The sequence below is a fragment of the Serratia sp. KG1D genome (assembly GCF_037150675.1).
In the GTDB taxonomy this organism is placed as follows: Bacteria; Pseudomonadota; Gammaproteobacteria; order Enterobacterales; family Enterobacteriaceae; genus Serratia; species Serratia nematodiphila.
Map to the genome: position 1 here is coordinate 68,432 of NZ_JBAGIH010000003.1, position 12,885 is coordinate 81,316.

A 12,885-nucleotide genomic window follows, 5' to 3' on the forward strand; every position below is an offset into this window, starting at 1 on the left:
AGGAGAAAAACCCCGTGTTCCAGAACGTTGACGCCTATGCCGGCGATCCCATTCTGTCGCTGATGGAAAAATTCAAACAAGACCCGCGCGCGCACAAGGTGAACCTGAGCATCGGCCTGTACTACGATGCGCAGGGCATCATTCCGCAGATGCGGGCGGTCGCCGCGGCGCAAGCGCAGTTGAACAGCGTCGAGCATGGCGCCTCGGTATACCTGCCGATGGAAGGGCTGCAGTCTTACCGTTCCGCCATCCAGCAGCTGCTGTTCGGCGCGCAGCACCCGATGCTGCAGCAGGGGCGCATCGCCACCATTCAGACCGTCGGCGGTTCCGGCGCGTTGAAAGTGGGCGCCGACTTCCTGAAAAGCTATTTCCCGGATTCGCAGGTGTGGGTCAGCGATCCTACCTGGGAAAACCACGTCGCCATCTTCAGCGGCGCCGGTTTCAAAGTGAATACCTATCCATATTTCGACAGCGAAAGCCTGGGCGTGAAGTTCGACGCCATGCTGGCCGCGCTGAAACAGCTGCCGAAGCACAGCATCGCGCTGCTGCACCCGTGCTGTCACAACCCGACCGGTTCCGACCTGACCCCCGCCCAGTGGGATGAGGTGGTCAAGGTGATCGCCGAACGTGAAATCATTCCGTTCCTCGACATCGCCTATCAGGGCTTCGGCGGCGGCATGGAGCAGGACGCCTACGCCATTCGCGCCATCGCGGCGGCCGGTTTGCCGTGCCTGGTGAGCAACTCGTTCTCGAAGATCTTCTCGCTGTACGGCGAGCGCGTCGGCGGCCTGTCGGTGGTGTGCGAAAGCGAAGAGGCGGCCGGGCGCGTGCTGGGCCAGCTGAAGGCCACCGTGCGCCGCAACTACTCAAGCCCGCCAAACTTCGGCGCGCAGCTGGTGGCCAAGGTGCTGAACGACGCCCAGCTCAAAACCCAGTGGCTGGACGAGGTGGAGAGCATGCGCACCCGCATTCTCGAGATGCGTCACGCGCTGGTGGACACCCTGAAGAGCGCGCTGCCGCAGCGCAACTTTGATTACCTGTTGGCGCAGCGCGGCATGTTCAGCTACACCGGCTTCAGCGCGGCGCAGGTCGATCGCTTGCGTGAAGAGTTCGGCGTCTACCTGATCCACAGCGGCCGCATGTGCGTGGCCGGCCTGAACCACAACAACGTGCGCCAGGTGGCCGAGGCGTTTGCCGCGGTGCAGTAACGCCTGTTAGTCTGAACGGACGTTCATCGGGAGCGATAGCGATATCGCTCCTTTTTTATTGCCGGCGCGCCGCCGAAGTTGCCGCAAACCGGAGAGAGAATATACTGATTGAGGGGCGCTCACTCATGTGGCATCAGCAAACGCTAATCCTCAGCGCAAAAGCGCGTGGCTTTCATCTGGTTACCGACGAGATAGTCAACCAGTTAACCCACTTACACCGCCTGCAAACCGGCCTGCTGCATCTGTTGCTGCAGCATACCTCGGCCTCGCTGACGCTCAACGAGAACTGCGATCCCACGGTGCGAGCCGATATGGAGCAGCATTTCCTGCGTCAGGTGCCGGAAAACGCACCCTATCAGCATGACTACGAAGGGCCGGACGACATGCCGGCGCACATCAAATCCTCGCTGCTGGGCGCTTCCTTGACGCTGCCCGTCAGGCACGGGCGGCTGATGTTGGGCACATGGCAGGGCATCTGGCTGGGAGAGCACCGCATCCACGGCGGAGCACGCCGTATTGTGGCCACGTTACAGGGGGAATAACCCAATGAATAACAGCGCATTGCTGGAGTACTGCATGGCGAAGCCGGGCGCGGAGCAGAGCGACCAGAACCAGTGGCAGGCCAGCCAAATCAAGGTGGGCGACGTGATGTTCGCCATGGTGTGCGAGGTCGAAGGGCGGCCGGCGCTGGCGGTCAAGTCCAGCCCGGAGCTGGCGGAAAGCCTGCGCGAACACCATCCGGAGATCGTCGCCTGTGACGGCCTGAACAAGGCGCACTGGAATACGGTGTTTCTCGACGGCAACCTGCCGAACTCGCAGTTTTACACCCTGATCGACAGCTCCTATCAGCTGGTGGTGGACGGCCTGCCCGAACACGTGCGCCAGGAGCTGCGCGCCTGATTGCCGGGCGGCGGCGCCCGTTTTTCTTCTGTTTTTTCATGTTAAAGCGTGATCGCGGCCTGGATTTGGGAACGTTCCCTTTTTGTTGCGGCACTAAAACAGCTACGCTTGGGCATTCAAGACACGCGGATGAAGGAGGCCGACATGGCCATGAGCGAAGAAAAGCGCAAGATGATCGCCGGGGAACTGTACGACGCCGGCGATGAACTGCTGCGCAGCGAACGCCGGCGCGCACGCCAGCTAACGCATCGCTATAACCACTCTTCGCCGGAAGAGGGCGAGCTGCGCAAACAATGGCTGGGTGAGCTGCTGGGCCGCTATCAGGGCGGCACCATCGAGCCGACCTTCCGCTGCGACTACGGCTATAACATCTATCTCGGCAAGAACTTCTACGCCAACTTCGACTGCGTGATCCTCGACGTATGCGAGGTGCATATCGGCGACAACTGCCTGCTGGCGCCGGGCGTGCATATCTATACCGCCACCCATCCGCTGGACGCCGAGACTCGCGTCGGCGGGGCGGAGTTCGGTAAGGCTGTCAGGATTGGCGACAACGTGTGGATCGGCGGGCGCGCGGTGATCAATCCGGGAGTGACCATCGGCGATAATGCGGTCGTGGCCTCCGGCGCGGTGGTGACCAAAGACGTGCCGGCCAATTGCGTGGTGGGCGGCAACCCGGCCAGGATCATCAAGCAGCTATAAAAAAACGGGCGCCGCCGGGCGCCCGCCGTCATCAGGCGCGCAGCGAGTCGATATCCACCACGAAGCGGTACTTCACGTCGCTTTTCAACATGCGTTCATAGGCCTCATTAATTTGCTGCATCGGGATCAGCTCGATATCAGACGCGATGCCGTGCTGCCCGCAGAAGTCCAGCATCTCTTGCGTTTCCGCGATGCCGCCGATCAGCGAACCGGCGATGCGGCGACGCTTCATGATCAGGTTGAACACCTGCGGCGACGGATGATCGTGCTCCGGCGCACCGACCAGCGTCAGGGTGCCGTCGCGGCGCAGCAAGTTGAGGAACGGGTTCAGATCGTGCTGAGCCGCTACCGTGTTGAGGATGAAGTCGAAGCTGTTGACGTGCTGCGCCATCTCATCCGGGTTGCGCGAAATCACCACTTCATGGGCGCCGAGGCGCTTGGCGTCTTCGATTTTCGACGGCGAGGTGGTGAACAGCACCACATGTGCGCCCATCGCCCGCGCCAGTTTGACGCCCATGTGCCCCAGCCCGCCGAGCCCGACGATGCCGACCTTTTTGCCTGGCCCCGCGTCCCACTGGCGCAGCGGCGAATAGGTGGTGATGCCGGCGCACAGCAGCGGCGCGACGCCGGCCGGATCGAGGTTTTCCGGCACGCGCAGCACGAAGTCCTGATCCACCACCAGATTGGTGGAGTAGCCGCCGTAGGTCACGGCGCCGGTGTGGCGATCCTGGCCGTTATAGGTACCGGTAAAGCCGTTCTCGCAATACTGTTCCAGCCCCTCATCGCAGCTCGGGCAGCTGCGGCAGGAATCCACCATGCAACCGACGCCGACCAGATCGCCGATCCGGTAACGCGAGACATGGTCGCCGACGGCGCTAACGCGGCCGACGATTTCGTGACCCGGCACCACCGGGTAAATCGTATTGCTCCATTCATTGCGCGCCTGGTGCAGATCCGAGTGGCAGACGCCGCAGAACAACACCTGAATTTGCACATCGTGGTCGCGCAGGGCGCGCGGCTGGTAATCGAAAGGCACCAGCGCAGACTTCGCGTCATGCGCGGCATAGGCATGAGTAATGTTCATGGTCGCTCCAGTTATCAATGTAGGGGGGACAACGTTTGACCGGCAGCGAAGTGCCGGCGAGACGCGGCCTGAATCAGACAGGGCGGCCGCCGAGGGAACATTGATGATAGAAGCGGTGAGCGCGGAGGGAAATGCCTGAAAATGTCGAAATCTTGCCTGTTTCTGTTCGATTGCGGGGAAACGGGGCAGCGTGCGGACCGCCTGAACGACGGCCCGCACGCCGGCGACATTACTGGTTCAACAGCGGCTTCAGGAAGCGTGCGGTGTGCGATTTCTCGCAGTCGGCGACCGTTTCCGGCGTGCCGGCGACCAGGATCTCGCCGCCGCCGCTGCCGCCTTCCGGCCCCAGATCGACGATCCAGTCGGCGGTTTTGATCACGTCCAGGTTATGCTCGATGACCACGATGGTGTTGCCCTGATCGCGCAGCTGATGCAGCACCGCCAACAGCTGTTGGATATCGGCGAAGTGCAGACCGGTGGTCGGTTCGTCGAGGATATACAGCGTTTGGCCGGTGCCGCGCTTCGACAGTTCGCGCGCCAGCTTGACGCGCTGCGCTTCACCGCCGGAGAGCGTGGTGGCCGACTGGCCGAGGCGGATGTAGGACAGGCCGACATCCATCAGGGTCTGCAGCTTGCGCGCCAGCGCCGGCACCGCGTCGAAGAAATCGCGCGCTTCTTCGATGGTCATCTCCAGCACTTCGTGGATGCTCTTGCCCTTGTACTTCACTTCCAGCGTTTCGCGGTTATAACGCTTGCCCTTGCACTGGTCGCACGGCACGTAGATGTCCGGCAGGAAGTGCATCTCGACCTTGATCACCCCGTCGCCCTGGCAGGCTTCACAGCGCCCGCCCTTGACGTTGAAGCTGAAACGGCCCGGCGTGTAACCGCGGCTGCGCGATTCCGGCACGCCGGCGAACAGCTCGCGCACCGGGGTGAAGATGCCGGTGTAGGTGGCCGGGTTGGAGCGCGGCGTGCGGCCGATCGGGCTCTGATCGATGTCGATCACCTTGTCGAAATGCTCCAGGCCGGTCACTTCGCGGAACGGTGCCGGTTCGGCGATGGTGGCGCCGTTGAGCTGGCGCTGGGCTATCGGGAACAGCGTATCGTTGATCAGCGTCGATTTGCCGGAGCCGGACACGCCGGTGATGCAGGTAAACAGACCGACCGGCAGCGTCAGCGTCACGTCTTTCAGGTTGTTGCCGCGCGCGCCGCTCAGCTTCAGCACCTTGGTCGGATCGGCCTGCACGCGCTGCGCCGGAATGGCGATCTCGCGTTTACCGCTGAGGAACTGGCCGGTCAGCGACTCCGGTTGCGCCATGATGTCGTCGACGGTGCCTTCCGCCACCACCTGGCCACCGTGCACGCCGGCGCCGGGGCCGATGTCGATCACATGGTCGGCGGCGCGGATGGCGTCTTCGTCATGCTCCACCACGATCACCGTGTTGCCGAGGTTGCGCAGGTGGATCAGCGTTTCCAGCAGGCGCTCGTTGTCGCGTTGGTGCAGGCCGATCGACGGCTCATCCAGCACGTACATTACGCCCACCAGGCCGGCGCCGATCTGGCTGGCCAAACGGATACGCTGCGCTTCGCCGCCGGAGAGCGTTTCCGCCGAGCGAGACAGTGACAGGTAGTTCAGGCCGACGTTCACCAGGAATTTCAGGCGGTCGCCGATCTCTTTCAGCACTTTCTCGGCGATTTTGGCGCGCTGGCCGCTGAGCTTCATGTTCTGGAAGAAGGTCATCGCATGGCCGATGCTCAGATCGGAGATCTCCGGCAGCGTGGTGTCTTCGACAAACACGTTGCGCGCTTCTTCACGCAGGCGAGTGCCGTGGCACGAGGCGCAAGGGCGGTTGCTGATGAACTTCGCCAGCTCTTCGCGCACCGCGCTGGACTCGGTCTCTTTATAGCGGCGCTCCATGTTGTGCAGCACGCCTTCGAACGGATGGCGGCGCACGGTGGTGTCACCGCGATCGTTGATGTATTTGAATTCGATCGACTCTTTGCCGGAACCGTTCAGCACCGCCTTCTGCACGTTGGCGCTCAGGGTGTTGAATGGCGCTTCGACGTCGAACTCATAGTGCTCCGCCAGCGAGCGCAGCATCTGGAAGTAATAGAAGTTGCGGCGATCCCAGCCGCGGATCGCGCCGCCGGCCAGCGACAGCTCGGGGTTTTGCACCACGCGATCCGGATCGAAGAACTGCTGCACGCCCAGGCCGTCGCAGGTCGGGCAGGCGCCGGCCGGGTTGTTGAAGGAAAACAGGCGCGGTTCCAGCTCGCGCATGCTGTAGCCGCAGATCGGGCAGGCGAAGTTGGCGGAGAACAGCAGCTCGTCCGCTTTTTCGTCGTCCATATCCGCCACCACTGCGGTGCCGCCGGACAGCTCCAGCGCGGTTTCGAACGATTCGGCCAGGCGCTGCGCCATGTCGTCGCGCACCTTGAAGCGATCGACCACCACTTCGATGGTGTGTTTCTTCTGCAGCTCCAGCTTCGGCGGATCGGACAGATCGCACACTTCGCCGTCGATGCGCGCGCGGATATAGCCCTGGGCGGCCAGGTTTTCCAGCGTTTTGGTGTGCTCGCCCTTGCGGTCTTTCACCACCGGCGCCAGCAGCATCAGGCGCTTGCCTTCCGGCTGGCTCAGCACGTTGTCGACCATCTGGCTGACGGTCTGCGCCGCCAGCGGCACATGGTGATCCGGGCAGCGCGGCTCGCCGACGCGGGCGAACAGCAGGCGCAGGTAGTCGTGGATCTCGGTAATGGTGCCGACCGTGGAGCGCGGGTTGTGCGAGGTGGATTTCTGCTCGATGGAGATCGCCGGCGACAGGCCTTCGATATGATCGACGTCCGGTTTTTCCATCAGCGACAGGAACTGGCGCGCATAGGCGGAGAGTGATTCGACATAGCGCCGCTGCCCTTCGGCATACAGCGTATCGAAAGCCAGCGAAGACTTGCCGGAACCGGACAGGCCGGTGACGACGATCAGTTTGTCACGCGGGATGATCAGGTTGATGTTTTTCAGATTATGGGTTCGAGCACCACGAACTTCGATATTGTCCATTTACACTTCCCGTCTTGATGATACACCGCGCCTGTCGCGATTTTTGCGGGGGATTTTGTGATGGATCTCGCAAAAAACCGGCACAGCCTGGTCGAAACGCATAATTATGACACAAAAAAACCTGAATGAATATCCAGTATGCGAATGCAACAAGGTCGATCGAAAAGACAATTCTGGAATGCAATTCGCACTTATCAACACGGGTGTGGTTTCGTACTCAGCGTGGTAAACTGACGCGTTTATACTGTGTAGAAATCAATCATCGGGAGAAGTGCTCATGGCCAGCAGAGGCGTAAACAAAGTAATTCTGGTCGGGAATCTGGGTCAGGATCCAGAAGTCCGTTACATGCCGAACGGCGGCGCAGTGGCCAACATTACCCTGGCGACCTCCGAAAGCTGGCGTGACAAGGCGACCGGCGAACAGAAAGAGAAGACCGAATGGCACCGCGTCGTGCTGTTCGGCAAACTGGCCGAAGTGGCGGGTGAATACCTGCGTAAAGGCTCTCAGGTCTACATCGAAGGCTCCCTGCAGACCCGTAAATGGCAGGATCAGAGCGGTCAGGATCGCTACACCACCGAGATCGTGGTTAACGTCGGCGGCACCATGCAGATGCTGGGCGGCCGTCAGGGCGGCGGCGCACCGGCCGGTCAATCTGCCGGCGGCCAGGGCGGTTGGGGCCAACCTCAGCAGCCACAGGGCGGCAACCAGTTCAGCGGCGGCCAGCAGCAGTCTCGCCCGGCGCAGAACAGCGCACCGGCGACCAGCAACGAACCACCAATGGATTTCGACGACGATATTCCGTTCTAAGCCTGGCGACAGCGCTAAAAAAACCCCGCTCAGGCGGGGTTTTTTGTGTTCGTTAGCCGCTGATTTTCTGCGGCGGTGTCGCCAATCAGTAAATTGCTACCGGGTTGATATTGACCTGGGTTGAACCGACATACAGCGGTTGCCCCAGTACGAACAGGAATTCCCAGGTTTTCGTGCGCACCAGCGGGCGGCTGTCGATCAGCTCCAGGTTATAGACGCCGCGTTTGGCCAGCAGGTACTGGTTGACCGGGAACTCTTCGTCATTTTTCGGGTTAGGGTAAACTTCGGAGGCCCAGGTATCACCGCCGAAGGCCACGATGCCTTGGTCGGCCAACCATTTCGCCGCTTCCATGCCGATGCCCGGTTCAACTTCCAGGAACTTTTTATTGTCTTTGCCAATCAGCTCCAGCCAGCCGGTGTTGAACAAGACAACGTCGCCTTTGCGTAAACTGATGCCCTGCTTTTTAAGCACCGCTTGAATATCCGCAACGGAAAATTCGGTTCCGCCCGGAACGATCGCTTTATTATAATAAGCCGTCATATCGAGTACGACGCCGCGTGTGACCATGGGCGGCACTTTTTCCACGCCCAATTTTTTTACGCCATCTACGGTGACGAAATCCGCCGCCTTATTGCCGTTATAATAAACATTGTCGATGCCGATATGGCCAATGCCATTCAACTGAGTGCCGACGCCGGTCCAGGCATTCACCAATTCATCATTAAAGGTGAATTTATTTGGGCCAAGCGTTTTACCATCCTGTTGACCAGGCTGAATATTATATAAGCGGAAGCTGCGGTGGCGGAACGCTGGGAAATCTTTATCGACGGGCACCGCCAATGGCAATGTCTTGCCTTGTTTTACCAACTGCACGGACTGTAATACGACCTCAGGCGTGAGCAGGTTGGCCGCGCCGATTTCGTCTTTTGCGCCGTAAACGGAAGGATACCAGTCTGACGACTGCGCGGCGGATTCTGCGGCGTGCGTGGGCACTGCGGCCAGCAAGGGCAGCAAGAGGGAGAGGCGATACAATGATTTCATCAGTGACTCATCCTTATAACGGAGTATTGCAGGGCGAATGAAAGTGAGCCTCCGGAAATTGGCGGCGTGAGGCCGCCGAATAATAACCGGTGAGGGAACGGCTCATTTTTTCTGTGTACTGGGTATGCCAGCGTGATTTTTAAAAAGGCGACCGGCGATGATTTCCTTAATCATGCGGCAATGAATAACGCCGTATGCACGGCGTTATCGCTAAACGCATTATTTTTTCAGTTCTGCACTCATAGTGACGAAATTGCCCATGTAGGCGCTGGTAATTTTGTAGCCGCTTGCGCCGGCTTCTTGCGCTTTTTTAGCGATGAGGGCTTCGGTGGAATCCAGTGTTCTGCCGGTTGCGGTCACGCTTTCTGCCGCGGCGTTAAACGACAGCATGGAAAACAGAGCGAGTGAAATAACGGTGGTCATGGTTTTCATATCTTTATCCTGTGTTCGAAGGTTCGAAAAATAAGGGTGTCCGGTACGACACGATGGAGCGAAGGATAAAGACGTCGGGCTGGTGAATAAATAACAGAATCGTCAATAAACTATTCCATTTTTGCGCATAAACTAATTCTATTATTGTCTTTCAAGGCCGAATATGCCGTGCGAGGTGAGAAGCGCTCGTCGGGGAGCGAATGAAAAAAAGCCCCTTGCGGGGCTTTGAGCGCTACGCCGAGAAGCCGCCGTCGATGCTCAGACTGGCGCCGGTGATATAACCCGCCTGCGGGCCCGCCAGGTAGGCGACGAAACCGGCGATTTCTTCATCTTTGCCGTAACGGCCGATCGCCATCAGCTGCTTGAGCTGATCGGCGAACTCGCCGGCGTCCGGGTTCATTTCGGTGTCCACCGGGCCGGGCTGCACGTTATTGACGGTGATGCCGCGTGGGCCGAGATCGCGCGCCATGCCCTTGGTCAACCCGACCAGCGCCGATTTGCTCATCGCGTACACCGCCGCGCCGCCGAACGGCACGCGCTCGGCGTTGGTGCTGCCGATGTGGATGATACGGCCGCCGTCGTTCATGTGGCGCGCCGCCTCCTGGCTGGCGACGAATACGCTGCGTACGTTGACCGCCAGCATGCGATCCAGGTCGTCCAGCGCCAGTTCCTCGGTGCCGCCCAGCGTAAATACCCCGGCGTTGTTCACCAGAATATCCAGGTTGCCGAAGTGACTCACCGCCTGGCGAACCGCCTGCTGCAACGCCGCAGCATCGGCGCTGTCGGCCTTGATGGCGAGGGCTTTGCCGCCGGCGGCGGTAACGGCGCTCGCCACCGCTTCGGCGCGATCGGCCGAGGCGGCGTAGGTAAAGGCGACGGCGGCGCCCTCGCTCGCCAAGCGTTTAACGATGGCGGCGCCGATGCCGCGGGAGCCGCCCTGAACGAATGCGACTTTGCCTTGCAGTGGGAGTGCTGTGGTCATGTTATTTCTCCAGAGTGGATGAGGGTAAAGTGTCGGCATTCAGTATCGGAGATCGCTTGCACGGCCACTAGCCACAAAGAGCTATAATCAGTTAAAACCATTAGTTTAAAATCCATAAGGAAAAAGCATGCTGGGACATCTGGAGTGCTTCGTCAGCAGCGCGGAAAACGGCAGTTTCTCCGCCGCCGGCCGCAAGCTGGGCCTCAGCCCGGCGGCGGTAAGCAAGAATGTCACCCGGCTGGAGGCGGTGGTCGGCGTGCGGCTGTTTCAACGCAATACCCGCAAGTTGATCCTCACCGAAGCAGGCGAGCGTTTTCTCAGTGAGGTGAGCGGCGGGTTGCAATCGATCCAGTGTGCATTGAAGGGGTTGAGCAGCGGCGGCGGCGCGGCGGCCGGCGGCTTGAAGGTCAGCATGGGCACCGCCTTCGGCCTGCACTTCGTGTTGCCGATGCTGCCGATGTTTTTGACGCAGTACCCGGCGATTGTACCGGACTGGCATTTCGACAATCGCCAGGTGGATCTGATCGGTGAGAACTTTGACGCTGCGCTGGGCGGCGGCATCGAGTTGGCGCAGGGGATGATTGCTCGCGAGCTGGCGCCTGCGCATGGCGTATTGGTCGCTTCGGCAGAATACTTGCGGCAGCGGCCGCCGTTGACGGAGCCGGAGCAACTGGCGCAACACGCCGGGATTTTCATCCGTTCGCCGCAGACCGGGCGCATTCGCCACCAGCCGCTGCGAAATGCCCAGAATGAGCAGCGTGCGCCGGGGATGATGGTCAGCATGACGGTCAATGAACCGGAAGCGGCGGCGCGGGCGGCGGAAATGGGATTGGGCATCGCGCTGATCGGCATGCCGAATGCGGCGCCTTATCTGGAAAGCGGCCGTCTGATGCGGGTTCTGCCGGGCTGGTATGTCGATCGCGGCAGCGTGTATCTCTATTTTCCCACCACCAAATTCTTACCGACCAAAACCCGGGTGTTTGTCGATTTCATCACCGAACAGTTCCGCCTGCAGAAGTTGGCGGCGCGCTTCGACGCCCGCTAAAACGAGAAAAGCCCCTTGCGGGGCTTCTTTCTTCCGTCGGTTGGCTGTCCGACGATCAGTTGAAGATTTCTGCGGTGCCGTACAGTTTGTTCTGACCACCGGCGGCGACGATGCGGTAGGCGCTGGCACCCGACGCGGCGGCTTTGCTGGCCAGTTCGCTTTCCAGCGCGCTCAGGTTAGCGGCGCCGCTCACGGTGACGACGCCGATCTTCTGGGCGCCTGCAGCAGGTTGGCTGGAAGGCAGGTCAGCGGCGAAGGTAGCGAAAGAAGCGGTAGCCAGCAGCGCAGCGGTAGCAAAAATTTTGACGTTTTTCATGATGCGTTCCTCAGAGAGTTTGTTAGGTGAGAGCCCGTTGTCTCTCGATGTGTTAAATACTAGTGCACCGGGTGTGAATAAAAAATCGGAGAGTTTTGAGTATCTCTGTCAAATAAATTGATCATTTTTCATCCGCTGGCGCGGGGCAACAATCGCCACTACCCTTTACAGACGATCCTTAACCGGAGAAGCGTCATGACGATAAACGCGTTTATCGGCAGTTGGGCGTTGGTGTCGTCGGCGTTCAAAAACCAGAACGGCGAGCTGAATTACCCGCTGGGCGAGCAGGTGTTGGGGCGCATCCACTATGAGGCCAACGGCACGATGGCGGCGCAGCTATACAGCGCCGTGCGGCCGCGTTTCGTCGCCGACGATTTGGCGCAGGGATCCGAGCGGGAGATCCATGCCGCCTTCATCAATATGATTTGCTACTTCGGCCGTTATCAGGTGGAAGAAAGCGAGCAACGGGTGGTGCATCAGGTTGAAGGCTGCTCGTTCCCCAATTGGATAGGCAGCCGTCAGGTGCGCTTTTACGCCTTTAACGCCGATCGGCTGACGTTGCGCACGGTGCCGCTGCAGCTCGGCAACGGCGTGCAGGTTGGCGAACTGGTGTGGCAGCGGACAGGAGCGTCGTCATGATCATCGTTCATCATCTCAATCACTCGCGGTCGCAGCGCATTCTGTGGTTTCTGGAAGAGCTGGGCGTGCCCTATCAGGTGCAACGCTACGAGCGCGATCCCAACACCATGCTGGCGCCGCCGGCGCTGAAAAAGATCCACCCGCTGGGCAAATCGCCGGTGATCGTCGATGGCGATCTGACGCTGGCGGAATCCGGCGCCATTATCGAATACTTGCAGGAAGCCTACGACGCACAGGGCATGTTTATGCCGACCGACTTCCACGCGCGTCAGCAATACCGCTACTGGCTGCACTACGCCGAAGGATCGCTGATGCCGCTGTTGGTGATGAAGCTGGTGTTCAGCCGTCTCGGCCAGCCGCCGATCCCCTGGCTGCTGCGGCCGGTGGCCGGCGCGATCGGCAAAGGCGTGCAGCGGGAATACCTCGACAAGCAGATCGCGCCGCACTGCGAATTCCTCGAACAGCACCTGAATAAGGGCAGTTGGTTCGTTGGCAACGACTTCAGCGCGGCGGATATTCAGATGAGCTTCCCGCTGGAGGCGATGGCGGCGCGCGGCGCGTTGGATGATTGCCCGAAACTGCGCGGCTTCCTGCAGCGCATTCACGCCCGGCCCGCCTACCAGCGGGCATTGGAGCAGGGCGGCCCTTACGACCTGCTGAGTTAAGCGG

14 protein-coding genes are annotated in these 12,885 nt (G+C 60.3%); 8 read left to right on the plus strand and 6 right to left on the minus strand.

Annotated features, from left to right (window positions below; translation table 11 throughout):
• Nucleotides 1-14: 14 nt before the first annotated feature.
• The 4 genes from WFM45_RS15415 (at nucleotide 15) to maa (ending at nucleotide 2,810) form a co-directional block, all read left to right on the plus strand.
• The gene (locus tag WFM45_RS15415) at nucleotides 15-1,208 is read left to right on the plus strand and encodes an amino acid aminotransferase (RefSeq protein WP_041922290.1); all 1,194 of its coding nucleotides are present in this window, start codon (nucleotides 15-17) and stop codon (nucleotides 1,206-1,208) included.
• Between the two features lie 125 nt (nucleotides 1,209-1,333).
• A complete protein-coding gene (locus WFM45_RS15420) occupies nucleotides 1,334-1,750 on the plus strand; it encodes a secondary thiamine-phosphate synthase enzyme YjbQ (protein ID WP_004936779.1) in 417 nt (138 codons plus the stop codon).
• Nucleotides 1,751-1,754: 4 nt separating this feature from the next.
• Entirely contained in the window at nucleotides 1,755-2,108 is a 354-nt protein-coding gene (locus tag WFM45_RS15425) for an MmcQ/YjbR family DNA-binding protein (protein WP_004936783.1), read from the plus strand.
• A 144-nt stretch (nucleotides 2,109-2,252) separates the two neighbouring features.
• Entirely contained in the window at nucleotides 2,253-2,810 is a 558-nt protein-coding gene (gene maa, locus WFM45_RS15430; RefSeq protein WP_021505134.1) for a maltose O-acetyltransferase, read from the plus strand.
• A 31-nt stretch (nucleotides 2,811-2,841) separates the two neighbouring features.
• On the opposite strand, the gene WFM45_RS15435 is transcribed toward maa, so the two are convergent.
• Nucleotides 2,842-3,894 carry an NAD(P)-dependent alcohol dehydrogenase gene (locus WFM45_RS15435; protein ID WP_336956331.1) on the minus strand — a complete coding sequence of 351 codons (1,053 nt, stop codon included), beginning with the start codon at nucleotides 3,892-3,894 and terminating at the stop codon, nucleotides 2,842-2,844.
• A 229-nt stretch (nucleotides 3,895-4,123) separates the two neighbouring features.
• Nucleotides 4,124-6,952, minus strand: a complete 2,829-nt coding sequence (gene uvrA, locus WFM45_RS15440; protein WP_166730389.1) for an excinuclease ABC subunit UvrA — start codon at nucleotides 6,950-6,952, stop codon at nucleotides 4,124-4,126.
• Between the two features lie 277 nt (nucleotides 6,953-7,229).
• Here uvrA and ssb1 point away from each other — a divergent pair, with 277 nt between their 5' ends.
• Complete coding sequence (gene ssb1 / locus WFM45_RS15445; protein WP_004936793.1) at nucleotides 7,230-7,760, plus strand: single-stranded DNA-binding protein SSB1; 531 nt, start codon at nucleotides 7,230-7,232, stop codon at nucleotides 7,758-7,760.
• A gap of 85 nt (nucleotides 7,761-7,845) precedes the next feature.
• Here ssb1 and WFM45_RS15450 read toward each other — a convergent pair whose 3' ends face one another.
• The 3 genes from WFM45_RS15450 to WFM45_RS15460 form a co-directional block, all read right to left on the minus strand.
• Nucleotides 7,846-8,802, minus strand: a complete 957-nt coding sequence (locus WFM45_RS15450; protein WP_049189118.1) for a cyclase family protein — start codon at nucleotides 8,800-8,802, stop codon at nucleotides 7,846-7,848.
• A gap of 219 nt (nucleotides 8,803-9,021) precedes the next feature.
• The gene (locus WFM45_RS15455; protein ID WP_004936800.1) at nucleotides 9,022-9,234 is read right to left on the minus strand and encodes a DUF1471 domain-containing protein; all 213 of its coding nucleotides are present in this window, start codon (nucleotides 9,232-9,234) and stop codon (nucleotides 9,022-9,024) included.
• Nucleotides 9,235-9,466: 232 nt separating this feature from the next.
• Nucleotides 9,467-10,216, minus strand: a complete 750-nt coding sequence (locus tag WFM45_RS15460; protein ID WP_004936803.1) for a 3-oxoacyl-ACP reductase family protein — start codon at nucleotides 10,214-10,216, stop codon at nucleotides 9,467-9,469.
• Between the two features lie 127 nt (nucleotides 10,217-10,343).
• Between WFM45_RS15460 and WFM45_RS15465 the strand changes: the two genes are divergently transcribed.
• On the plus strand, nucleotides 10,344-11,261 hold the full coding sequence (locus WFM45_RS15465; protein WP_166730388.1) for a LysR family transcriptional regulator: 918 nt from the start codon (nucleotides 10,344-10,346) through the stop codon (nucleotides 11,259-11,261).
• Between the two features lie 55 nt (nucleotides 11,262-11,316).
• Here the strand turns inward: WFM45_RS15465 and bhsA are convergent, their stop codons facing one another.
• Nucleotides 11,317-11,577, minus strand: a complete 261-nt coding sequence (gene bhsA, locus WFM45_RS15470) for a multiple stress resistance protein BhsA (protein ID WP_048325622.1) — start codon at nucleotides 11,575-11,577, stop codon at nucleotides 11,317-11,319.
• Nucleotides 11,578-11,772: 195 nt separating this feature from the next.
• Between bhsA and WFM45_RS15475 the strand changes: the two genes are divergently transcribed.
• Both WFM45_RS15475 and WFM45_RS15480 read left to right on the plus strand, forming a co-directional pair.
• Complete coding sequence (locus WFM45_RS15475) at nucleotides 11,773-12,216, plus strand: lipocalin-like domain-containing protein (RefSeq protein ID WP_033631983.1); 444 nt, start codon at nucleotides 11,773-11,775, stop codon at nucleotides 12,214-12,216.
• Entirely contained in the window at nucleotides 12,213-12,881 is a 669-nt protein-coding gene (locus tag WFM45_RS15480) for a glutathione S-transferase family protein (protein WP_004936814.1), read from the plus strand. The genes WFM45_RS15475 and WFM45_RS15480 overlap by 4 nt, the downstream gene beginning before the upstream one ends.
• The last annotated feature ends 4 nt before the right edge of the window (nucleotides 12,882-12,885 follow it).